Here is a 23,102-nt window from a genome sequence, read left to right on the forward strand (position 1 = left end):
CCGCCACACCGGCTCGTAGACGCTGGCCGGCGGCGCCGCGATGCCTTGCTTCTCGATGTACTTGTCGATGCCGGCGTTGATGCGGTTGTAGGTGTCGTCGGCGTCCTGCAGGTTGGCCGCCAGGTTGGGCGCGAAGCGCAGGTGGCCGTCGCGGTAGTCGTCCAGCACGCCGTACAGTTCCATGCCTTCGCTGGCGAACTTGCGCAGGTCGATGTCGCGCCCGCCGTCGCGCCCGGTCACGTAGTGGTTGGTGTTGTCGCGCACGCCTTCGCGCAGCGGGTGCTCTTCCACCGGCATGTCGTAGTACTGCATGTCGGCCAGCCAGTCCACCACGTCGCGGCCGCGGTAGAAGCGCGCGCAGCGCGGCGCCTCGCCCACCGCCAGGTAGACCTTGCGCCCGGCCAGGTGCAGGTCTTCGGCGATCTGCGCGCCGGACTGGCCGGAGCCCACCACCAGCACCGCGCCTTCGGGCAGCGCCTGCGGGTTGCGGTACTCGGACGACTGGATCTGGCGGATGCCGGCCGGCAGCCGCTCGGCCATGCGCGGCACGATCGGCGCGTGATAGCCGCCCGAGGCCACCACCACCTGGTCGGCGGTGAAGTCGCCGTTCGAGGTGAAGACCTCGTAGCCGCCGTGCTCGCGCGGCCTGACGCGGCGCACCTCGGTGTGCTCGAGCACCGGCGCGTCGACCATGCGGATGAAACCGTCCAGATAGGCCTCGATCTCGTCCTTCTTCATGAAGCCGTGGGGGTCGCTGCCCCGGTACGGGTAGCCGGGCAGCGCGCATTGCCAGTTGGGCGTGACCAGGCAGAACGCATCCCAGCGCTGGTTGCGCCAGGTGTGGGTGATGGTGTGCTTCTCGATCACGAGGTGGTCGATCCTGGCCTGCTGCAGGTAGTAGCTCATGGACAGGCCTGCCTGGCCGCCCCCGACCACGATCACGCTGTAGTGCTTGGCGGCTGCCCCGCCGGGTTGGCTTGCGCCGAGAGTATTGGACATGATGGTTCCTTCGTAGATAGCGGTGATGCGCGAATGACTGGCGTGCTGCCCGGGCCGCGCTAGCGCCCGAAGCCGAGCACGCGCACGGTGGCGTCCGGCTGGGCGCTCCACTTGGCGGCGGTGTTTTCGATCTGCTCGAGCTGGTCCATCGCCGAGGAGCAGGCGTAGCCGTACTTGGCCCGCACGCGCTCGGAGGCGCTGCCCAGCGCCTGGCGCGCGCGCGCGAGGAAGTCCTCGAGCGGATAGTCCTGCCCGGCGGCGAAATACTCGGTGACGACCGACGAGGGCGAGTAGCAGGTGGCCTGGCTGTTGTCCGGCCATTGCACCCGGAAATGCGTGACTGGCATGGGTAGTCCTTATGCGGTGAGGGGGGCCGTGCCGCGCGGCACGATGAAGGCGTCGCTGGCGAAGTCCCACAGCACGGCGCGCTCGCCGTGCCGCTCGACCCGCACCGTGCGCGTGGCGTCGATGGCGCCGATGTCCGCGCACGCGATGCCGCGCGCGCGGAAGCGCGCGCCCACGGCTTCCACGTCCTGCTCGTCCACGGCCAGCAGGAAACCGAAGCTGGGGAAGGCGCTCAGCCAGCGCTGCGGGTCCACGCCGGGCGGGGCGGGGATGCGCGCGAGGTCGATGACGGCGCCCACGCCGGAGCACTCCAGCAGCATCAGCGCGGTGCCGAGCGTGCCGGCCATGCTGATGTCCTTGGCCGCGGCGCACAGGCCGTCCTCGGCCAGCGCCGGCAGGATCTCCAGGTCGCCGCGCAGGCGCTGGGCGGGCGCCTCGGTGGAGGCGTTCCAGTACGGATACGGCTCGACGAAGGCGCCGCGCAGGTCCACCGCCATCAGCAGGCGCTGGCCGGGACGCGCGGCGAAGCTGGAGAGCAGGCGCGTGGCGCGCCCGAGGATGGCCACCGCGAGCTGGGCCTGGTCGGCGCGGGCGTTGCTGTGCCCACCCACGATCGGCACGCCGTAGCGCGAGGCCGCCGCCGCCATGCCCTTGAAGACCTCGGCGGCATCGTCCACGCCCTGGCTCCAGATCGCGTCGACCACCGCCAGCGGGCGCCCGCCCATCGCGCACACGTCGCTGATGTTGACCATCACCGCGCTGTAGCCGGCGAACCACGGCATGGTGCGGATGAAGTCGCTGACCATGCCTTCGATGGCGAACAGCAGGTAGCCGCCGCCGTCGGCGATGGCGGCGCAGTCGTCGCCCACGGCCACGGCCTGGTCGAGGTCGCGCGCGCCGCCGGGCAGGGCGCTGCCGAGCGAGGACAGCATGCCGGCGATGTCCGTCTTGTGGCCGAAGCCGCGGCTGGCGCGCTGCGCGCGCACGAGTTCGTCGAGCGTCATCGCGCGGCCCTGCCTTCGGCGACGAAGCCTTCGCGCGGCGTGTGGCAGGGCGGGTACATGTTCAGGTCCGCCTGCATCAGGTGGTGCGGATGGCCGAGCAGCGTTTCTTCCGACAGCACGCTCCAGTGCAGGCGCCGGAACAGCGGCACGTTCTGGCTCTGCACGTGGGCCAGGAAGCGCTGGCAGCCCAGCGCGTTGGCACTGCTCACGGCCAGGCGGATCAGCGTGGCGCCGATCTTGCCGTGGCGGCGGAAGGCCGCGTCCACCGCCAGGCGCGAGCCGAACCACACGCCGGGCTCGCTCTCGTGGATGCGCACGGTGCCGACCACCTGCTCCGGCTGGCCGGGACGGGACACCACGGCCACCAGCAGCTGGGCCACGTCGTCGACGGCATCGCGGTCGTCGCCGGCGAAGATGCCCTGCTCGTCGCAGAACACCGCGCGCCGCAGGCGGTAGGCCTGCTCGCTTTCCCAGGCCGCGTCGGCCCAGCGCACGCGCAGGACCTCGGCGGCCGGCACTTCGACGCAGAGATCGGCTTTCATGCTGCCAGCCCTTCGTAGGACGACAGCGACGAGCAGGCGCCGCACTTGCCGCAGCCGGCCTTGATGTCGGCCGAGCGCATACCGGCCGCGGCGACCATCGCGCCGAGCGGCTGCAGCACCGACTTCATGAATTCGGGCGTGGGCGCCGGGTGGTCTTCCAGCGGCGTGCCGGAGATCGGCACGAACGGCACCACGAACGGATAGACGCCGAGGTCGAGCAGCTCGCGCGAGATCGACAGGATGGCCTCGGCGGTGTCGCCCAGGCCGGCGAGGATATAGGTGCTGACCTGGCCGCGGCCGAACACCGCCACCGCGGCCTTGAACGATTCCATGTAGCGGGACAGCGGCACCGAGGCCTTGCCCGGCATGATGCGCTCGCGCACCGACGGCGTGACCACTTCCAGGTGCATGCCGAGCGTGTCGATGCCGGCCGCGCGCATGCGGCTGAACCAGCGGTCGTCGTCGGGCGGCTCGCACTGCGCCTGGATCGGCAGGTCGACCGCGGCGCGGATGGCGAACGCGCTGTCGCACAGGATGCTGGCGCCGCGGTCCGGCGTGGGCGGCGTGCCGGTGGTCAGCACCATGTGCTTGACGCCGTCGAGCAGCACCGCGGCGCGCGCCACCTCGGCCAGTTGCTCGGGCGTCTTGCGGGCGATGGTGCGGCCGGCCGCGAGCGACTGCCCGATCGAGCAGAACTTGCAGGTCTTGCGCCGGCTTTCGTAGCGGATGCAGGTCTGCAGCACCGTGGTGGCCAGCACGTCGGCGCCGTGCAGCGTGGCGATGTGCGAGTAGGGCACGCCTTCCATCGTCTGCATGGCGTAGAAGCGCGGCGTCCTGGGAAAGCTGATGCTGGCGATCGGGATGGTGCCGCGCGTGAGCCTGACCGAGCCGCTCGCGTCGGGCGCGGAGGCGACGAACGGCGAATCCCAGGCCGTGCTGGTATGCACCGGCACCATGATGGTCACGCCGTCGATGGTCACCGCCTTGTGGTCCGACGGGCCCGCGCCGCCGCGGCGGCTGGCCGCCCCCGCGCGCGGGTCTTCCAGGCGCATGCCGACGGATTGAAGCTCAGTCATCAACTGCCGGCTCGAGGCCGGCGTCGTCTCGCTGGAGTGCATGTTGGGGGCTCCCGTTGAAGTTGGCGAATGCGGTGCTCATGGCCGAGACCGTGGTGGCCGGCCGGTCGTTGATGGCGAGGCTCAGCAGTTCGGGGCGCGCGTAGTGCCCCACCGAGTCCATCATGCGTTTGCGCTTGGTGATGAGCGACATGTCCAGGTCGGCGATCACCAGGCCTTCGCCCTCGCGCAGCGGCGTGGCGAGGTGCTTGCCCTCGGGCGAGATGATCGCGGTGTTGCAGCCGCCGCGCAGGGCCTTCTGCAGCTCCGGGTCGGTGGTCACGGAGGCGATCTGCTGCTCGGTCAGCCAGCCGGTGGCGTTGACCACGAAGCAGCCCGATTCCAGCGCGTGGTGGCGGATGGTGACTTCGATCTGGTCGGCGAAGACCGGGCCCACCAGCGAGCCCGGGAACTGGCTGCAGTGGATTTCCTCGTGCTGGGTCATCAGCGCGTAGCGCGCCAGCGGGTTGTAGTGCTCCCAGCAGGCCAGCGCGCCCACGCGGCCGACGGCGGTGTCGGCGACCTTGAGGCCGGCGGCGTCGCCCTGGCCCCAGATCATGCGTTCGTGGTAGGTGGGGGTGATCTTGCGGCGCTTGAGCACGAGGCGGCCGTCGGCGTCGAAGATCAGCTGGGTGTTGTAGATGGTGCCGTGGTCGCGCTCGTTGACGCCGAGCACCACCACCATGCCGTGCCGGCGCGCGCGCTCGGCGACGGCGTGCGTGACCGGGCCGGGTACCACCACGGCTTGCTCGTACAGGCGCATGTGGTCGGCGCCGGCCTGCACCGGCGGCCGCACGAAGGAAAAATACGGGTAGTACGGCACGAAGGTCTCGGGGAAGACGATCAGTTGCACGCCCTCCAGGGCGGCCTTGTCGATCGCCTCGCAGACCTTGCCGAGCGTACCCTCGCCGTGTTCGAGGTCCGGGGAGATCTGGACCGCGGCTGCGCGCACGATGCGTTTCTGTGACATGGTGATACCCGCCTCTCTGTGCTTAAACCGTCCAGGTGTCGATGATCAGCGCGTTCTCCTTGCGGTGCAGGAGCTTGAGGTCGAGCACGTCGAGCGGGTTGATCGGGCGCACGCCTTCGATCAGCGAGGCTTCGCCGTGGCCGTACAGCGCCTGCAGCGCGAAGCGGCAGGCGTAGACCTTGCCGCCTTCGTCCATGAACTTGGTGAGCTGCTTGTTGAAGTTCAGGTGGCCCGGGAAGGCTTCGTCGCCCAGCGTGGGGAAGCCGCGCTGCAGGCCCAGCGTGACGCCCGGGCCATACAGCAGGATCGAGGTCTCGAAGCCCTTGCGCTGCAGGCGGGTGGCCTGCAGCATGTTGACGAAGCCGATCGAGCCTTCGAAGGCCACGGTGTGGAAGGTCACCAGCGCCTTCTCGCCCGGCTCGGCCTTCACGTCCTCGAAGACCTTCTCTTCGTAGTCGACCAGGAAATCGCCCTTCTTGTGGGCCGGTTTGTTCACTGCGGGCATGTTTTTGCTCCAATTCGTTGGGGTTCAGTCGATCAAGCGATCCGTCGATCGATCGATCGGCCGGGGGGCCGACGTGGAACCTTGTGCAACCGGTATGCCATCCGCGCGGCATGGCCATGCGATCAATCTGCGATCTGGCAGGCGCAGCCGTATTGATCGCATCAGTGATCGGCAGCGATTCGCGCCCGGCGTGTACCGCGATTGCCACCTCGCGGCCACGCGCCGGCTGCCTGGAATGCACCGCGGCGCGGCCGGCGGGGCGATCGCATGCGCTCAATCGGTGCAATCAGGCTCGTTCACGCACCATCATGCTGCGCGAATTGATGCAATCAATATTGCTTGGGAAAAGCAATCGCTTGGTGCTAGCCTTGAGGCTCGAATCCAGCTACCGGAGCCCGCCTTGTCTGGCCTGACGAACCATTGGGAAAAGCGCATCGCAGAGAGTCCGAAGCCGGCCTATCTGATGATTCCCGACCTGATCGAGGAGGCGCTCGCCAGCGGCCGCCTCCAGGCGCGCGACCGGCTGCCCGCGCTGCGCGATCTCGCCGACGCGCTCAAGCTCAACTACACGACGGTGGCGCGCGGCTACAACGAGGCGCGCAAGCGCGGCCTGATCGACACCAAGGCCGGCAGCGGCACCTATGTGCGCGGACGCGCGCCGGCGCTGCCGCTGCGCGCCGGCACCGGCGCCGAGATGACCATGAACATGCCGCCCGAGCCGCCGGCGCTGGCCGCGCGGCTGCGCGAGTCGATGACGCGCCTGATGGGTGCCACCGATCCGTACACGCTGCTGCGCTACCAGGACTTCGGCGGCACGCCGGCCGACCGCGCGGTGGCCACCGGCTGGCTGCGGCGGCTGGTGCCGGCCTGCAGCGCGGAGACCGTGCTGATCGCGCCCGGCATCCACAGCGCGCTGGTGGCGCTGCTGTCGCAGTTGTCCCGGCCGGGCCAGGCGATCTGCCTGGACACGCTGGCCTATCCCGGCATCAAGGCCATCGCCGCGCAGCTCGGCGTGCAGCTGCAGGCGCTGCCCGGCGACGAGGACGGCCCGCTCGCGCCGGCCTTCGAGGCGCTGTGCAAGACCCAGAAGCCGGCCGCGTTCTACTGCAACCCCACGCTGCAGAACCCGAGCACGCGCACGATCCCGCAGCGCCGCCGCGAGATCCTCGCCGACATCGCGCTGCGCTACAGCGTGCCGATCATCGAGGACGACGCCTACGGCATGCTGCCGCACAGCGTGCCCGATGCGTTCGCCACGCTGGCGCCGGAGCTCACGTACTACGTGACCGGGCTGTCCAAGTGCTTCGGCGCGGGCCTGCGCATCGCCTTCATCCACGGCCCCAACGCGCGCCAGACCCAGCGCCTGGCCGGCACGCTGCGCGCCACCACGGTGATGGCCAGCCCGTTCAACACGCTGCTGGCCACCGCGTGGATCCAGGACGGCACCGTGGACGACATGCTCAAGGCGATCCGCGCCGAGAGCGTGGCGCGCCAGGCGATCGCGCAGCGCATCCTGGCGAGCCGGCCCTACGACGCCGATCCCGGCGGCTTCCACCTGTGGCTGCCGATCCCCGGCGAAAGCGTGTGGAGCCCGTCCGAGCTGGCGCTGCACCTGCGCTCGCGCAGCATCGGCGCGGTGTCCAGCGCGGCGTTCTCCACCGACGGCAACCCGCCCGACGCGGTGCGCATCTGCCTGGGCGGCCCGAGCGACCGCGACGAGGTGGAGGAATCCCTGCAGATCATCGCCGACACCCTGGACGACCCGCACCACCTGCACTCGGCCATGCTCTGAGGCGCCGGCGCCGGTAGAATGTCCGGTGGCCGCGAAGGCCGGATTTTCCAGGGCAGCGAAGGCAACGACAGGGTGGACCGACTACGACAACAGGGTTTTCTTCTGACCCGGCACTGGCGCGACACCGCGGCCGGCGCCGAGGTCGAGTTCTGGCTGGCGACCGACGACGGCCCGCGCCACGTCCGCCTGGCCCCGCAGCAATCGGTGGCCTTCATCCCGGCCGAGCACGGCGAGCGCGCCACGCAGGTGCTGCGCGGCGAGCGCGGCTTCGAGCTCAAGCCGCTGCCGCTGACCGACTTCCACCAGCGCCCGGTGCTGGGCCTGTACTGCCCGCAATACCGCCAGCTCGGCAAGCTGGAAAAGCTGCTGCGCGAATACGGCGTGGACGTCTACGAAGCCGACATCCGGCCCACCGACCGCTACCTGATGGAGCGCTTCATCAACGCGCCGGTGTGGTTCGGCGGCGAGCCGCCCGCGCCCGGCAGCGCGGGCCCGCTTCTCAACACCCAGATGAAACCCGCGCCGGACTACCGGCCGCGCCTGAAGCTGGTCTCGCTCGACATCGAGACCACCGCCCACGGCGAGCTGTACTCGATCGCGCTGGAAGGCTGCGGCCAGCGCCAGGTGTACATGCTCGGCCCGCCCAACGGCAACGCCGACGGCATCGATTTCGACCTCGAATATTGCGCCAGCCATGCCGACATGCTGGAGCGGCTGAACCAGTGGATGGCGCGCCACGACCCCGACGTCCTCATCGGCTGGAACGTGGTGCAGTTCGATTTGCGCGTGTTGCAGAAGCACGCCGACCGCTACCGCGTGCCGCTGCGCTTCGGGCGCGGCGGCGGCCTGCTGGAGTGGCGCGAGCACGGTTTCAAGCAGGAGCATTATTTCGCCTCCGCCGCCGGGCGCCTGATCGTCGACGGCATCGAGGCGTTGCGCTCGGCCACCTGGAATTTCCCCTCGTTCAGCCTGGAAAGCGTGGCGCAGACGCTGCTCGGCGAAGGCAAGTCCATCGACAACCCGTACCAGCGCATGGCGGAGATCGACCGCCGCTTCGCCGAGGACAAGCCCGCGCTGGCGCGCTACAACCTCAAGGACTGCGAGCTGGTCACGCGCATCTTCGCCAGGACCGAGCTGCTGCACTTCCTGCTCGAGCGCGCCGCCGTCACCGGCCTCGCCGCCGACCGCAGCGGCGGTTCGGTGGCCGCGTTCAGCCACCTGTACATGCCGCTGATGCACCGCCAGGGCTACGTGGCGCCCAACCTCGGCGACGTGCCCGAGCAGGGCAGCCCCGGCGGCTTCGTCATGGACTCGCGGCCGGGCCTGTACGACTCGGTGCTGGTGCTCGACTACAAGAGCCTGTACCCGTCCATCATCCGCACCTTCCTGATCGATCCGGTCGGGCTGGTGGAAGGCATGCAGCATCCGTCCGACGCCGATTCGGTGCCGGGCTTCCGCGGCGCGCGCTTCTCGCGCGGCAAGCACAGCCTGCCGGCCATCGTCAGCCAGATCTGGCAGGAGCGCGAGGCCGCCAAGCGCCAGCGCAACCAGCCGCTGTCGCAGGCGCTCAAGATCATCATGAATGCCTTCTACGGCGTGCTGGGCTCGAGCGGCTGCCGCTTCTTCGACCCGCGCCTGGCCTCGTCGATCACCATGCGCGGCCACGAGATCATGCACCGCACGCGCGAGCTGATCGAGGCGCGTGGCTACGAGGTCATCTACGGCGACACCGACTCCACCTTCGTCTGGCTCAAGCACCCGCACTCGGAGCGCGACGCGCAGCAGCTCGGCCGCGCGCTGGTGGAGCACGTCAACCAGTGGTGGCGCGACCACCTGCGCGCGGCCTACGGACTCGAAAGCGCGCTGGAACTCGAATTCGACACCCACTACCACCGCTTCCTGATGCCCACCGTGCGCGGCGCCGAGCAGGGCAGCAAGAAGCGCTACGCCGGACTGGTGACGGACGAGCACGGCAACGAGGAGATGGTGTTCAAGGGGCTGGAGACCGTGCGCACCGACTGGACCCCGCTGGCCCAGCGCTTCCAGCAGGAGCTCTACCAGCGCGTGTTCAAGAAGCAGCCCTACCGCGAATACGTGCAGGACTACGTGGCGCGCACGCTGGGCGGCGAGTTCGACGACCTGCTGGTCTACCGCAAGCGCCTGCGCCGGCCGCTGGAAGCCTACCAGCGCAACGTGCCGCCCCACGTGCGCGCCGCGCGCGCGGCCGACGAGTTCAACCAGCGCGAGGGGCGGCCGCTGCAATACCAGAACGGCGGCTGGATCAGCTACGTGATGACCACCGCCGGCCCCGAGCCGCTGGAGACGCGGCGCGGCGCGCTCGACTACGACCACTACCTGGAGCGCCAGCTGCAGCCGGTGGCGGACGCGATCCTGCCGTTTCTGGACGAGGATTTCTCAAGGCTGGTGACGGGGCAGCGGGATTTGTTCTGAGGCGGCGGAGAGAGGCCCGCGCACGGCTCAATGCGCCGCGGCCGCCGCGTCCGACATCGGCCCCTTCACCGGCCCTTTCACCGGCCGCGTGAGCCAGACCAGCGGCACGATCATCACGAAGATCACGCCCGAGATCCAGAAGATGTCGTTCAGGCCGAGCATGATCGCCTGCGCGTTGAGGCCGCGCTCGAAGTAGGCCACGGCCTGCTCGGGGCTGAAGTTGAGCGTGGACTGGATCGATGCGAGCGCGGCGTGGTAAAGCGGGCTGGTCGGGCTGGCCTGCTCGGCGAGCTGGCTGTGGTGCAGGACGCTGCGGTCGTTCCACGCCGTGCCGGCGATCGACGTGCCGGCGGCGCCGGCGAACACGCGCGCGAAGTTGGACAGGCCGGCGGCGGCGGGGATCTTTTCCGGGGGCAGGCCGGACAGGATGATGGAGGTCAGCGGCACGAAGAACAGCCCGGTGGGGATGCCCTGCAGCAGCGTCGGCAGCACCAGCGTCCACGTATCCACGCCGGTGGTGTAGTGCGAGCGCATGAAGAAGACGGCGGCGAAGCCGAGGAAGGCGGCGGTGGCCCACACGCGCAGGTCGAGCCGGGGCAGGCACTTGCCGAGCACCGGCGTGAGCAGCACGGCGAAGATGCCCAGCGGCGCGGTGGCCAGCCCGGCGTTGACGGCCGGGTAGTTCAGGTACTGCTGCATCCATTGCGGCAGCAGCACGAGGTTGGCGAAGAACACCGCGTAGGCGACCGAGATGGCGACGGTGCCGCCGAGGAAGTTGCGGCGCTTGAACAGGCGCAGGTCGATCACGGGGTTCTTCTCGGTCAGTTCCCAGATCACGAAGAAGGCGAAGCCGAGCAGGGCCACCACCGCGAGCGTGACGATCACCGGCGAGCTGAACCAGTCAAGGTCCTTGCCCTTGTCGAGCATGATCTGCAGCGCGGCGACCCACAGCACCAGCGCGCCCAGGCCGACCACGTCGATCGGCAGCTTGCGCGGCGGGGTCTCGCGGTCGCGGTAGATGGCCCAGGTCACGGCGGCGGCGAACAGGCCGACCGGGATGTTGATGTAGAAGATCCACGACCACGAGTAGCTGTCGGTCATCCAGCCGCCCAGCGCGGGGCCGGCGATCGGGCCCACGGTGGCGGTCATGGCCCACAGCGCGAGCGCGGTGGCGCTTTTTTCCTTGGGATACGAGCCGAGCAGGATGGCCTGCGAGAGCGGCACCAGCGGGCCGGCCACGGCGCCTTGCAGGATGCGCGCGGCCAGCAGCACGGTGAGGTTGGGCGCCATGCCGCACAGCCACGACGACAGCACGAACAGCAGGATGGCGCCCACGAACAGGCGGATCTGGCCGACGCGCTGGGTCAGCCAGCCGGTCAGCGGGATCGACACCGCGTTGGCCGCGGCGAACAGCGTGATGACCCACGTGCCTTCGTCGATGGAGACGCCGAGATTGCCGGAGATGGTGGGAATGGCCACGTTGGCGATCGACGAATCGAGCACGTTCATGAAGGTGGCCAGCGCCACCGCGAAGGTGGCCAGCACGAGCTTGCCGCCGGTCAGCGGCGGCGGTGGGGCGAGAGGTTGGGATTGGGCTTGCATGGGGCGCTCCGGCGCGGTCTCGGTGGATGCCGGCGGCTGGCCGGCATCTGCTGATAAGTCAGATAATTGCTCAAAAAAAAGATCAGACGCCTGCGCCGGGTTTCGCCGGGCGCGCCGCCTGCGTGGCCTGCGCGCCGGGGCCGCTACCGCCGCTGTTGCCGTTGCTGCCGCTGTTCCGCGCCACGATGCGCGCGATCTCGCCGTCGGCTTCCGCGCCGTAGCGTTCGAACACGTCGGTCTTGTAGACGGTGCGGTAGCCGGTGCCGGCGCCGTCCGCGGCGGGCGCGAGATGCGAGCCGCCGGCGTTGCGGGTGTCGACGTCCACCTGCATCGACAGGCCGATCTGCAGCGGGTGCGCGCGCAGTTCCGCCGCATCGAGCGCGATGCGCACGGGCAGGCGCTGCACCACCTTGATCCAGTTGCCGGTAGCGTTCTGCGCGGGCAGCGCCGAGAACGCGCTGCCGGTGCCGGCGGAGAAGCCGACCACCTTGCCGTGGTAGGTCACGCCGCTGCCGTACAGGTCGGCGTGCAGCGCCACCGGCTGGCCGATGCGGATGTTCTTGAGCTGCACTTCCTTGAAATTGGCGTCGATCCACACGCCGTCGAGCGGCACGATGGCCATCAGCGGGTTGCCGGGCGCGACGCGCTGGCCCACCTGCACCGAGCGGCGTGCCACGTAGCCGGCCACGGGCGCCGGCAGGCTGTTGCGCGCGTTGGCGAGGTAGGCGTCGCGCACCCTGGCCGCGGCGGCCTGCACGCTGGGGTGGCTCGACACGCTGGCCTGGTCGGTCAGCGCGCGGTTGGCGGCGAGCTGCTGGCGCGCGGTCTCGAGCGCGGCGGCGGCGGTCTTGACGGCATCGCGCGCGTGCGCCACGTCTTCGGCGGCCACGGCGCCGCTCTCGCTGACCTCGGTGCGGCGGCGCAGGTCGTCGCGGGCGCGCGCGAGGTCGGCCTCGCGCTGGGCGATGGTGGCGGCGAGCACGCCGTTGTTGACGTAGAGCGCGCTGACCTGGCGCACGGTCTGGCCGAGCACGGCCTCGGCGTTGGCCAGCGCCACGCGGGCATCGGCCGCGTCGAGGCTGACCAGCGGCTCGCCGGCCTTGACGATCTGCGTGTCGTCGGCGTTGACCGCGATCACGGTGCCGGTGACTTGCGGCGTGATCTGGACCAGGTTGCCGTTGACGTAGGCGTCGTCGGTGTCTTCGTGGAAGCGGGCCACGGTGTAGTAGTACGCGCCCCAGCCGGCGGCGGCCAGCGCTGCGGCGAGGCCGAGCACGGCCAGGGAGCGCCTGCGCGCGTTGGCCGCGGGCCGGGCCGCGGCTTGCGGGTTGTCTTGCCGGGGGCTGGGTTCGGTCTGGTTCTGGGTAGTCATGGCGGCACCTGTGTGCGGAAGTCGCGGTGAATGGGGTTGACGATTTGCGGTTGGGTGAGCGGCGGCGGCAGGCCGGTTCAGCGGGCCAGCGCCACCTGCGCGGCGCCGTCCGGCGTGTCGGCGTAGCCGCCGCCGAGCGCCGCGGCCAGCGCGATCTGGCGGTCGCGGCGGGCCATGCGCAGGTTGGCCACGGCCTGGGCGCTGGCCAGCGCGTTGGTCTGCGCGTTGAGCACGGTGAGCTGCGTGGTCAGGCCGGCCTTGTACTGCGCCAGGGCCAGCGCGAGCGCGCGCCGCGCGGCTTCGTCGCTGCGCACGGCGTTGGCGATCTGGGCGTCGGTGGCGCGGATGTCGGCGAGCTGCGTGGCCACGTCGGCCAGCGCGTTGACCAGCGTCTCGTTGTAGCTGGCCACGGCGAAGTCGAACTCGGCATAGCGGCCCTTGAGCTGGGCGCGCAGCGCGCCGCCGTCGAAGATCGGCAGGTGGATGGCCGGGCCGGCCGCCACGGTGCCGCTGGCCGCGCGCAGGAAGCGGCCGAAGCCGAACGCGTCGAGGCCGATGGCGGCCGACAGGTTGATGTCCGGGTAGAACTCGGCCTTGGCAACCTTGATGTCGTGCAGGGTGGCGTCCACGCGCCAGCGCGCGGCCACGATGTCGGGGCGGCGCGAGACCAGGTCGGCGGGCAGGTTGTCGGGCAGGCGCACTTCGTCGCCGGCGCCCAGGCTCGGGCGGGCGATGGCCAGGCCGCGGTCCGGGCCCTGGCCGAGCAGCGCGCCGAGCTGGTAGCGGGTGCGCAGGATGCTGCCTTCCAGCGCGGAGACGGCGACCTCGCTGGTGGCGAGGTTGGCCTCGGCGGTGCGCTTCTCGACCTCGGTTTCCAGGCCCATCCGCACGCGGCCGTCGGTCAGGCGCAGCACGGCGGCGCGCTGGGCCACCTCGTCGCGGGCGATGTCGAGCAGCGCGTACAGGCGCGCCAGTTCGTTGTAGGCGCGCACGACCGCGGTGCCGAGCGTGAGCCGGACCTGCTCCGACTCGGCCTCGCTGGCGCGCAGGGCGGACACCGACGCGCGCAGCGCTTCGCGGTTCTTGCCCCACAGGTCCAGTTCATAGCTGGCGCCCAGCACTGCTTTGTTCTCGGTCTGCCACGAGCCGCCATACGGCGGCGGCGTCATGGCGTTCGCGGAAAAGCGCTGGCGGTTCCACGAGTAGCCGAAGCCGACCTGCGGCAGCGTGCTGGCGTTGGCGCTTTCGCTGACCGCGGCGGCGGCGGCCACGCGCGCGCGGGCCTTGTCCAGCGAGGGGCTGCCCTGCAGCGCTTCGGCAAGCAGGGCCTTGAGCTGCGCGTCGCCGAACTGGCCGGCCCAGTCGGGCGACGGCCAGCGGCCTTGCGCGGTGGGGATGCTCTGCGTGGCGGCGTAGTCGCCGGCGCCGGCGATCTGCTTGTCGCTGTGGATGCCGGCGTAGTTGGCGCAGCCGGCCAGCGCGGCGACCATCAGCGCGGAGAGGGCGAGGCCGGCCGGGCGGGCAAGGCGGCGCAGGCGGCTGGCCGGATTGGTATGCTGATTTCTCATTTTCTGACCTATCAGTTAATTTGGCGAAAAAAAGCGGGCTCAGGCGCCTGCGAACTTGACCAGCAGCCGGCGGAACTCGGCGAACTCTTCGCGCGAGAACGCGGCGAGGCGGGCATTGAGCACGTCCGGCGCGATCTCCGCGGCGCGTTCGGTGACTTGCCGGCCCGCCCCGGTCAGCGCCAGGTTGACCACGCGGCGGTCGTCCAGGCTCCGGCTGCGGCACAGCAGTCCGCGGGTCTCGAGCTTGTCGAGCATGCGCGTCATCAGGCCGGTGTCCACGCCGAGCCGCCTGCACAGCCCGAACGGCGTGGCGTTGCCGTGGCGCATCGACAGCAGGATGGCCATCTGCTGGCTGTTGATGCCGAGGTCCTTCAGCGCGGCGTCCAGTTCTTCCATCAGGCCGTTGCGGGCGCGATTGAGGAAGTACCCGACGCTGTGGGTCAGCGGGTAGGTTTCCCTGGTGTAGTGGTTCACGGCTGGCTCCCGTCCTTGGTTGATCGAGCAGTAGCTGACATGTCAGATAAAGACAAGAGGAATTTGCGGGCGGAAGTTCGAGCCGGAAGGCAAGAGGCGGGAGTGGCACGGTTCCCGCCTGTCTTGCCGGAGCGTTCGTGCGGGTAATTTCCTCCTGTCGGGCTGGGTCCGGGCCGCATGCGGTGACGGCAACGCGACTTGCGCCCTGGCGGCCTTGAGCGTGCTCCCCGAGGGCGGGGCGGCGGCATCGGGCATGTGTGCCGCCTCACGCACGGCGGCAAGCGCGGTTACGATGTCGGCGACAACAACGGCGATCACAATCAAGGGAGTGCAGCGGTGGAACTCAATCTGCGGGACAAGCTCGTCATCGTCACGGGCGGCAGCAAGGGCATCGGGCTGGCATGCGCGCGGGCCTTCGCGCGCGAGGGCGCGCGGGTCGCCATCATCTCCAGGGACCCCGGCAACGTCGAGCGCGCGCTGGCCGGACTGGCGCAGGAGGGCATCCGGGCCGCCGGCTACGCGGCCAACCTGTCGGCGTACGAGGACGCGGCCAGGGTGGTGGCGACCATCGAGGACGAGCAGGGCGCGGTCGACGTGCTGATCAACAGCGCCGGCGCGGCCAAGCGCTACGAGCCGGAGGCGCTCGACGGCAATGCGCTGCGCGCGGGCATGGAGGACAAGTATTTTCCCGTCGCCAATGCGCAGGAGGCGGTGCTGGCGCGCATGCGGCCGCGCGGCAGGGGCGCCATCGTCAACATCATCGGCACCGGCGGCAAGATGCCGACCTCCACCCATCTCTCCGGCGGGGCGGCGAACGCGGCGCTGATGCTGTCCACGGTGGGCCACGCGGCGCACTATGCCGCGCTGGGCATCCGCATCAACGGCATCAATCCGGGCCACACGCTGACGGGGCGCGTCGAGCAGTCCCTCGCGCTAGAGGCCAAGCGGCTCGACATCAGCCGCGACGAGGCCTTCGCCCGCACCGCGGCCGACGTGCCGCTGGGCCGCTACGGCCGGCCCGAGGAGATCGCCGATGCGGCGCTGTTCCTCGCCAGCGAGCGCGCCAGCTACATCGTCGGCGCGATCCTGTCGGTCAACGGCGGGCGCGGCCCGGTGATCTGAACCCGCCGCCCAGGCGGAAGTCGCGCACGTAGGTGAAGCGGCCGGCCAGCTTGGCCGGCAGGTCCACGCGCGGCACGCCCTTGCCGACCAGCGCATGCGCGGCCGCGCCAGCCCGACGTCGGGCTCCTCGGCCACCATCTGCGCCAGCGCGATGCGCGCGCCGGTGCCGAGGTCGACCTTGCCGCTGTACACCGTGCGCTGTACACCGTGATGCATGCGACCGGCCGCCGCGGGAACAGGAGCGGGGCGCGCGCATTTCCACGGCACGGAAATACCGGGTCGTTTTTGCCGGCACATCTCTTAAACTCGGCTGGCATCAAGGCATGCCGCAGCGACGGCACACGAGAAAAAAGGAGACATTGGCATGGCCCATATTTCTGGCCGCCGCCGGGCGCTGCTGCTGGCCGCGCCGGCGGTGCTCTGCGCGGGCTGGCTGCCGCGCGCCCACGCCACGGCGTACCCGGACAAGCCGGTGCGGCTGGTGGTGCCGTTCGCCGCGGGCGGTCCCGTGGACGGCATCGCGCGCATGCTGTCGCGCCAGATGGGCGGCGGGCTGGCGCAGCCGGTGGTGGTGGACAACCGGCCCGGCGCCGGCGGCGTCATCGGCCTGAGCGCCATCGCCAGCGCGCCGGCCGACGGCTACAGCATGGTGCTGTCGTCGATCCAGCTGGTGACGAATCCGGCGCTGATGCCGTCGCTGCCGTTCGTGGCCGAGCGGGATTTCGCGCCGGTGACGGTGGTCGGTTTCATCCCGCACGCGCTGGTGGTGCGCGGCGACTATCCGGCGCGCACGCTGCAGGATCTCGTCGCGATGGCGCGCAAGGCGCCGGGCTCGATGAACTACGGCTCGTCCGGCAACGGCACCTCGACCCATCTGGCCGGCGCGATGTTCGCCGAGCGCGCCGGCATCCGCGCCGTGCACGCGCCGTACCGCGGCGCCTCGCCGGCGCTGACCGACCTGCTGGGCGGGCAGATCCAGTTCATGTTCCTCGACGTGCCGACCGCCTTGCCTTACCTGAAATCCGGCAAGCTGCGCGCACTGGCGCTGGCGCCCAGCAGCGGCGCCTCGGTGCTGCCCGACGTGCCGACCATCGCCGCCTCCGGTTATCCCGGCTTCGACATCCACGCGTGGTACGGCCTGCTGACGCGCACCGGCACGCCGCCCGAGATCCAGCAGCGGCTCTACCAGGAAACGCGCCGCGCCATCCAGAGCGAGGCAGGGCGGGCGTACCTGAAAGCGCAGGGCATCGAGCCCGGCGGCATGCCGCCGGCCGAGTTCGGCGCGCTGATCCGCGCGGACCTGGCAAGCTGGCGGGGCGTCGTCGAGCGCCTGCACATTTCTCTGTCCTGAGCCTTCCTCGGAGTTTCCAACCATGCGAATTGTCATTCCCGACGACTATCAGGGCTGCGTCCGGGGCCTGCATTGCTTCTCCACGCTGGCCGGCCACGACGTCACCGTCTACGAGGACAACGTCAAGTCCCTCGATGCGCTGGCCGAGCGCTTCCGCGACGCCGATGCGCTGGTGCTCACGCGCGAGCGCACGCAGATCGCGGCCGCGCTGCTGGACCGCCTGCCGCGGCTGCGGCTGATCAGCCAGACCGGCAAGGTGGCCGGGCATGTGGACGTGGATGCCTGCACCGCGCGCGGAGTCGCCGTGGCCGAAGGCTCGGGCTCGGGCGCCGCCACGGCGGAACTGACCTGGGCGCTGATCCTGGCGAGCCGGCGCCATCTCGTCGCCGAGGTCAACCGGCTGCGCGGCGGCCAGTGGCAGGGCACGCTGGGGCAGGAGCTGCGCGGGCAGCGGCTGGGGGTCTGGAGCTATGGCCGCATCGGCAGACAGGTGGCCGCCTACGGGCGCGCCTTCGGCATGAAGGTGTGGGTGTGGGGCCGCGAAGGTTCGGTGGCGGATGCGCGCGCCGACGGCTTCGAGGTCGCGCCGTCGCGCGAGGCTTTTTTCGCCGAGAGCGACATCGTCAGCCTGCATGTCCGGCTCAACGCCGAGACCGAGGGCCTGATCGGCGCCGCCGACCTGGCGCGCATGGGCCCGGCCGCGCTGCTGGTCAACACCAGCCGCGCCGAGCTGGTGGCGCCCGGCGCGCTGGTGGCGGCGCTGCGCGCGGGCCGCCCGGGCTTCGCGGCGGTCGATGCCTATGAGCAGGAGCCGGTGCTGGGCGCCGCGCATCCGCTGCTCCAGCTGGACAACGCGCTGTGCACGCCGCACATCGGCTTCGTCGAGCGCGACAACTACGAGGCGTACTTCGGCACCGCCTTCGACAACATCAACAGCTTCTTTGCCGGCGCGCCGAAGAACCTCGTCAACCCGCGGGCGCTGGAGGCGGCGCGGCGCTGAAGCCGGCCCCGCCGCCGGCGCCTAGCTGGTCTCCCTGAAGCCGAAGAGGAAGACCGATGCGATGACCGCGCCGTACAACACCATGCCGAGCGCCGAGGCGGCGAAGAACGCGACCAGCGAGCCGGTGAGGTGGATGGCCAGCCATCCGCCGCCGACCGCGACCAGCAGCCGCAGCAGGCCGGCCAGCAGCGGCCATTTCAGGCGGCGCGCGCCCTGCGAGGCGAAGTACAGCGCGAATCCCAGCCCGAAGAAGCCATAGAAGGGGCCGACCACGCGCAGATAGGTCGTGCCCGTCGCGAGCATGCCCGGGTCGGTGCCGAACAGCCGGAGCCAGCTCAGCGGCCAGATGGCGGCGCACAGGCCGATGGCCTCTGTCACCGCGAACGACATCGCGCCGCCGATGAGCGCGATCTGGCGCACCCGCGCCGGCTGGCGCGCGCCCAGGTTCGAGCCGACCATCGCCACCAGCGGCGCGCCGATGCCGAAGGCCACCGGAATGACGAGATATTCGAGCCGCACCCCGGTACCGTAGCCGGCCAGCGCCGACACCCCGAAGCTCGCGCCGACCATCGCGGTGGTGGCGCCGATCATGGTGTTGGTGATGAACGGGTTGATCGCGGCCACGCCGCCGACCGAGAGTATTTCCATCGCCAGCGGCCAGCGCAGCGGGCCGCGCTGCAGCTTCGCGGCGTTGCGCCCGCTCAGGCAGTACCAGGCCAGCACGGCGGCGCCGAGCGCGTAGTAGATGAGCATGGCGACGCCCGCGCCAGCGATGCCGAGCTCCGGCATCGGGCCCCATCCGAAGATCAGGCTGGGCGACAGCGGGATCAGCAGCAGCGCGCCGCCGCAGATCACCGCGCCCGGCGTGACCATGTTGCCGGTGCCGCGGATCACGCTGGCCAGCGCGTTCATGACCCACATCATGACCGAGCCGGCGAAGACGATGTCCGAGTAGGTCAGCGCCGCGTCCAGCGCGGCGCCGCTGCCGCCGAGCGCGCGGTAGAGATACGGGCCGGCAAGCAGCAGGGCGGCGGACGAGACGATGCCCAGTCCCGCGTTGATGGCCACCGCGTGCAGGGCGAGGCTGCTGGCTTCGGCATGCCTGCCGCCGCCGAGCGCGCGCGACACCGCCGCGGAAATGCCGCCGCCCATGGCGCCGCCGGCCATGTTCTGCAGCAGCATCAGCACCGGCAGGACCAGCGCCATGCCGGCCAGCGGCGCCGTGCCCAGGCGCGAGACGAACCAGGTCTCGATCAGGCCCGTGCTCGACTGCGCCAGCATCATGGCGAGGTTGGGCCAGGCCAGCCGCGCGACCGTCGGCAGCACCGGCCCCTTGAGCATCGCCTGCAGCCGCGGGTTGGCCGCCGCGCTGGCGGCATGCGGCGCATTGGATGCCGCGGGAGTCGTCATTCTGTCACCTCGGAGGGATTCGCACGGTGACTGGCACACCGCCTCGGCCGATGCCACATGCAGGCATATGCAAGTAGCCGGAAACGCAAAGGTATGTGCATATGCAAGCAATGTCAAGTGAGGTAAGCTCGCCGCATCACGTCCACTGCCGCGGCCAGGACCGCCAAGCCACAATGACATCCCTCCGGAGCGACGCAACCCTGTGCAATGGCGGCGCGCTGCGCAAGGCAGCCCGCCGCGTGTCCCAGCTCTACGACGCCGTGCTGGCGCCGTGCGGCCTGAAGCTGTCGCAACACGCGATCCTCGCCCACGTCGACCGCGCCGGGGCGCCGCCGTCGATGGGGCAACTGGCGAAGGCGCTGGTGCTCGACCGCTCCGCGCTGGCCCACAACATCAAGCCGCTCGAACGCGACGGCCTGATCGAACAGTTGCGGGACCCGGAGGACGGCCGCAGCCGCCTCGTCGCGCTGACCGACGCCGGCCGGAGCAAGCTCGTCGAATCGAAGCGGCTGTGGCGCCTGGCGCAGGCGCGGTTCGAGCACGTCTACGGCGAGGACGACGCGAAGGCCCTGCGCAGCGCGCTGGCCAGGATTCATTCCGATGAGTTTGCCGAGGACTTCGTGGCCGTTGGCGACTGAACCGGCCACGCGCGGCGGGCGGGGGCGGGGCGCCCGGTCCGGCCCGGCAGGCGCGGGGAGGGCGGCGATGCCCTCCACCGCCGGAGGGCTTATTGGGACGGTGGAGCGGGCGGCTCTGGGACGGCAACAGTGCGATCCCAGGCGATATTCCGGCAGCGGCGCATGCGCCCGCCGGACAGCGGCATGCGGCTATCGGCTGCTTTCCCTGACCGAGCCGACCTTGGGCCGCGTCGCATAGTCGACGCCGTGCTGTTCCAGATAATCGCGGATCAACTGGCGCACGACCTGCGATGGCGTCTGGTCCTGTGCCGCGCACAGCGTCTCGAAAGCTTTCTTCTTCACCGGGTCAATCAACACGGTAAGCCGTGCGGTCTTGGTTTCCATGCGTTTTCCATGCGTATCAGAGTCGCATCGTATGATAATGCTATTATCATAGTATACAACCTGACAGCCGGAGTACAGGCCCGCTGGCTCAGGCTGGCCGTGCCGCCCCGGGACCGATTCCGGGAGGCCCGCACAAGCTGCCTGGCCCTGCAAGCCCACGTCATCAAGATGGATCCATCCCGCGCCTCGTTCGAAGCGTATTTGAAGTTTCTTGCCGAAACGCCCGATGACGGCAAGCCGGTGATCCTGGAAACCGATCACGCGCTGTCGCTGCATTTCGACGTGCATGCCACGCAAAGCCTCATGTCGCGGCGCGACCCCGACAAGCTGGTGCTCGGTTATACCCGGACCATGATGGGCTTCCTGCTGCTGCGCCCGGCGCCGGCCCGCATCTCGATGATCGGCCTCGGCGGCGGCTCGCTGGCCAAGTACTGCTACCGCCATCTGCCCAACGCCAAGGTCGTGGCCATCGAGATCGATCCGGCCGTGATCGCCTTGCGCGACACTTTCCATATCCCGCCCGACGACGACCGCCTCGAAGTCATCTGCGCGGACGGCGCCGAGTACGTCAAGGGCCAGGACGCGCGGCCCGACGTGATCATGGTCGACGGCTTCCTCGCGCACGGCATGCCGGCCCAGCTGGGAACGGCGGATTTCTACGGCGCCTGCCACGCGCGGCTGGCCGACGACGGCGTGCTGGTCGCCAATTTCCTCGAGAGCGACCAGGACATTCCGTTCTACCTGGAAGAGGTCCGCTCCGTGTTCGGCGAGTCGTTCGCCGTTTCGCTGTCGGAAGACAGCTGCAACTACACGCTGTTCGCCTGGAAAGGCGCGTGGACGCTGCCGTCCCTCGAAACGCTGCTCGCCCGCGCGCGCATCCTGGAGACCGCGCACGCACTGAACCTGCGCTCCGCCGCGCGGCGTCTGAAGCAGGGCAAGCGGCTGGCGTCGGACTGGCGGTTCTGGCGGAAACTGGGGGGATGACGGCGCGTGGCCGGGGGCAGCAACCCCGGCGGCGGTTGGGGGGCGGCTGCAGGCCTGTCTGGCGGGCCGGCGCGGCGCGGATTGCGGCCCCCGGTGCCGCGGCCATCTGACGGAAGTAAATCGAATATGCGTAGACGATAAAGTTCGTTGGGTGCGCACGGAGACCGCCTTAGCCTGACTGTCGATCCAGCTTTCCGCCAGACAGTCCCTCATGACCCTCTCCTGCAGCAAGTTCCTTGGCACCCGCTCGCGTGGTGCCGGCGCCGTCCATCGCGGCGTCTCACCGACCACGGCCGTCATGCGCCGGCCTTCCGATGCAGGCGTGGTCAGCCCGGACGGGGCGGTGCAGCCATGAAGCTGCGTCAGGCGAGCCGCACGCTGATCCGCACGGCGTGGCAGGCCGTGCCGACGGTCATTGGCGTGATCCTTCTCAATTTCATCCTGATGCAGCTGATTCCCGGCGACGCCGCCGACGTGGTGGCGGCCGAGTCGGGCTCCGCCACGGCGGAGAGCATGGCGCAGCTGCGCACGCATTTCGGCCTCGACCTGCCCGTGCTCCAGCAACTGGGTGCCTACCTGAACAACCTCGCGCATTTCAGCCTGGGCGTTTCGCCGCGCTACAACATGCCGGTGATGGCGCTGATCGGCGCGCGGCTCGGCAATACGCTGCTGCTGATGGTGACGGCGCTGACGCTCGCGCTGGCCATCGGCATCGCCGCGGGCACGGTCATGTCCACGCGCGTGGGCCGCTGGCAGGACCGCACGCTTTCCGTGCTGGCACTGCTGCTGTATTCCACGCCGGGTTTCTGGCTGGGGCTGATGGCCATCGTACTGTTCTCGGTGCACCTGGGCTGGCTGCCCACCGGCGGCAGCGAAACCATCGGCGCGGGCTATGCCGGCTGGACGCACGTGGTGGACGTGGCACTGCATCTGGTGCTCCCTGCGCTGGCGATGGCCGGCTTCTATATCGCAATCTTCTCGCGGCTCACGCGCGCGGCGATGCTCGAGGTGGCCCGGCAGGACTTCGTGCGCACGGCCGAAGCCAAGGGGCTGCATCCGTGGACAGTGAACCTGCGCCACATCTTGCGCAATGCGCTGATCCCGGTCACCACCGTGGCCGGCATGCATTTCGGCACGCTGCTGGGGGGCGCGGTGGTGGTCGAGACCGTGTTCAGCTGGCCCGGACTGGGACGCCTGGCGTTCGACTCGGTGGCCGGACGGGACTACACGGTGCTGCTTGGCGTCTTGCTGATGTCGTCGATGCTGGTCATCGTCGCCAACATGCTGGTCGACCTGCTGCATGCCTGGCTCGATCCGCGCATCCAGGTGCGATGAGCGTCCCGCCGCGGTCTTCCCGTCCGTCTTCCTTTCTCTCCCTGTTTCCGAACAACCAGGCTTCAACGCGTTCGATGTCCACACCGCTCTCATCCGATTCCGCGCTTGCGTCCCCGCCGGTGCCTCGCTCCGAACCTGC

Annotated in this window: 21 protein-coding genes; 8 read left to right on the forward strand and 13 right to left on the reverse strand. The window is 70.1% G+C overall.

The genetic code is table 11. The features are described 5' to 3' along the window. The 7 genes from K206_RS38030 to K206_RS0111190 form a co-directional block, all read right to left on the reverse strand. On the reverse strand, positions 1-999 hold a 999-nt coding region (locus K206_RS38030; RefSeq protein ID WP_020202495.1), incomplete at its 3' end, for an MSMEG_0569 family flavin-dependent oxidoreductase. 59 nt (positions 1,000-1,058) lie between these two features. Further along, positions 1,059-1,346, reverse strand: a complete 288-nt coding sequence (locus tag K206_RS0111165; RefSeq protein ID WP_020202496.1) for an MSMEG_0570 family nitrogen starvation response protein — start codon at positions 1,344-1,346, stop codon at positions 1,059-1,061. Positions 1,347-1,355: 9 nt separating this feature from the next. After that, positions 1,356-2,348, reverse strand: a complete 993-nt coding sequence (locus K206_RS0111170) for a sll0787 family AIR synthase-like protein (protein ID WP_020202497.1) — start codon at positions 2,346-2,348, stop codon at positions 1,356-1,358. Beyond that, complete coding sequence (locus tag K206_RS0111175) at positions 2,345-2,890, reverse strand: MSMEG_0567/Sll0786 family nitrogen starvation N-acetyltransferase (protein ID WP_020202498.1); 546 nt, start codon at positions 2,888-2,890, stop codon at positions 2,345-2,347. The genes K206_RS0111170 and K206_RS0111175 overlap by 4 nt, the downstream gene beginning before the upstream one ends. Next, positions 2,887-3,966: an MSMEG_0568 family radical SAM protein gene (locus K206_RS0111180; RefSeq protein ID WP_029043493.1), complete on the reverse strand. Its 1,080-nt coding sequence runs from the start codon at positions 3,964-3,966 to the stop codon at positions 2,887-2,889. Before K206_RS0111180 ends, K206_RS0111175 begins: the two co-directional genes overlap by 4 nt. Further along, positions 3,959-4,975 (reverse strand): Nit6803 family nitrilase, encoded by a 1,017-nt coding sequence (locus K206_RS0111185; protein WP_020202500.1) that lies wholly within the window; start codon positions 4,973-4,975, stop codon positions 3,959-3,961. Before K206_RS0111185 ends, K206_RS0111180 begins: the two co-directional genes overlap by 8 nt. Before the next feature lie 22 nt (positions 4,976-4,997). Then, positions 4,998-5,480: an MSMEG_0572/Sll0783 family nitrogen starvation response protein gene (locus K206_RS0111190; protein WP_020202501.1), complete on the reverse strand. Its 483-nt coding sequence runs from the start codon at positions 5,478-5,480 to the stop codon at positions 4,998-5,000. Positions 5,481-5,880: 400 nt separating this feature from the next. Between K206_RS0111190 and K206_RS0111195 the strand changes: the two genes are divergently transcribed. Then, positions 5,881-7,272, forward strand: a complete 1,392-nt coding sequence (locus tag K206_RS0111195; RefSeq protein WP_020202502.1) for a PLP-dependent aminotransferase family protein — start codon at positions 5,881-5,883, stop codon at positions 7,270-7,272. Positions 7,273-7,290: 18 nt separating this feature from the next. After that, a complete protein-coding gene (locus K206_RS0111200; protein ID WP_020202503.1) occupies positions 7,291-9,723 on the forward strand; it encodes a DNA polymerase II in 2,433 nt (810 codons plus the stop codon). Positions 9,724-9,750: 27 nt separating this feature from the next. On the opposite strand, the gene K206_RS0111205 is transcribed toward K206_RS0111200, so the two are convergent. The 4 genes from K206_RS0111205 to K206_RS0111220 all read right to left on the reverse strand — a co-directional run bounded on the left by K206_RS0111205 (position 9,751) and on the right by K206_RS0111220 (position 14,739). Beyond that, positions 9,751-11,325 carry a DHA2 family efflux MFS transporter permease subunit gene (locus K206_RS0111205; protein WP_020202504.1) on the reverse strand — a complete coding sequence of 525 codons (1,575 nt, stop codon included), beginning with the start codon at positions 11,323-11,325 and terminating at the stop codon, positions 9,751-9,753. An 82-nt stretch (positions 11,326-11,407) separates the two neighbouring features. Then, entirely contained in the window at positions 11,408-12,697 is a 1,290-nt protein-coding gene (locus tag K206_RS0111210) for an efflux RND transporter periplasmic adaptor subunit (protein WP_020202505.1), read from the reverse strand. Between the two features lie 77 nt (positions 12,698-12,774). Next, positions 12,775-14,265, reverse strand: a complete 1,491-nt coding sequence (locus K206_RS0111215; RefSeq protein ID WP_020202506.1) for an efflux transporter outer membrane subunit — start codon at positions 14,263-14,265, stop codon at positions 12,775-12,777. A 39-nt stretch (positions 14,266-14,304) separates the two neighbouring features. Beyond that, complete coding sequence (locus tag K206_RS0111220; protein ID WP_020202507.1) at positions 14,305-14,739, reverse strand: MarR family winged helix-turn-helix transcriptional regulator; 435 nt, start codon at positions 14,737-14,739, stop codon at positions 14,305-14,307. A gap of 336 nt (positions 14,740-15,075) precedes the next feature. Here K206_RS0111220 and K206_RS0111225 point away from each other — a divergent pair, with 336 nt between their 5' ends. The 3 genes from K206_RS0111225 (at position 15,076) to K206_RS0111240 (ending at position 18,212) form a co-directional block, all read left to right on the forward strand. Next, on the forward strand, positions 15,076-15,861 hold the full coding sequence (locus K206_RS0111225; RefSeq protein WP_029043495.1) for an SDR family NAD(P)-dependent oxidoreductase: 786 nt from the start codon (positions 15,076-15,078) through the stop codon (positions 15,859-15,861). Between the two features lie 364 nt (positions 15,862-16,225). Further along, positions 16,226-17,212 (forward strand): tripartite tricarboxylate transporter substrate binding protein, encoded by a 987-nt coding sequence (locus K206_RS0111235; protein ID WP_020202509.1) that lies wholly within the window; start codon positions 16,226-16,228, stop codon positions 17,210-17,212. Between the two features lie 22 nt (positions 17,213-17,234). Then, positions 17,235-18,212: a D-2-hydroxyacid dehydrogenase family protein gene (locus tag K206_RS0111240; protein WP_020202510.1), complete on the forward strand. Its 978-nt coding sequence runs from the start codon at positions 17,235-17,237 to the stop codon at positions 18,210-18,212. Between the two features lie 21 nt (positions 18,213-18,233). Here the strand turns inward: K206_RS0111240 and K206_RS0111245 are convergent, their stop codons facing one another. Next, positions 18,234-19,622, reverse strand: coding sequence for an MATE family efflux transporter (locus K206_RS0111245; protein ID WP_020202511.1), 1,389 nt, complete (start codon positions 19,620-19,622; stop codon positions 18,234-18,236). A 173-nt stretch (positions 19,623-19,795) separates the two neighbouring features. Between K206_RS0111245 and K206_RS0111250 the strand changes: the two genes are divergently transcribed. Further along, positions 19,796-20,260 (forward strand): MarR family winged helix-turn-helix transcriptional regulator, encoded by a 465-nt coding sequence (locus K206_RS0111250; RefSeq protein ID WP_020423748.1) that lies wholly within the window; start codon positions 19,796-19,798, stop codon positions 20,258-20,260. Between the two features lie 189 nt (positions 20,261-20,449). On the opposite strand, the gene K206_RS0111255 is transcribed toward K206_RS0111250, so the two are convergent. Beyond that, positions 20,450-20,644, reverse strand: a complete 195-nt coding sequence (locus K206_RS0111255; protein WP_020202513.1) for a hypothetical protein — start codon at positions 20,642-20,644, stop codon at positions 20,450-20,452. 168 nt (positions 20,645-20,812) lie between these two features. Between K206_RS0111255 and K206_RS0111260 the strand changes: the two genes are divergently transcribed. Further along, positions 20,813-21,628, forward strand: coding sequence for a fused MFS/spermidine synthase (locus tag K206_RS0111260; RefSeq protein ID WP_020202514.1), 816 nt, complete (start codon positions 20,813-20,815; stop codon positions 21,626-21,628). Between the two features lie 351 nt (positions 21,629-21,979). Further along, positions 21,980-22,963 carry an ABC transporter permease gene (locus tag K206_RS0111265; protein ID WP_020202515.1) on the forward strand — a complete coding sequence of 328 codons (984 nt, stop codon included), beginning with the start codon at positions 21,980-21,982 and terminating at the stop codon, positions 22,961-22,963. Positions 22,964-23,102 lie beyond the last annotated feature (139 nt).

It is taken from the genome of Cupriavidus sp. WS (assembly GCF_000395345.1).
GTDB lineage: Bacteria > Pseudomonadota > Gammaproteobacteria > Burkholderiales > Burkholderiaceae > Cupriavidus > Cupriavidus basilensis_B.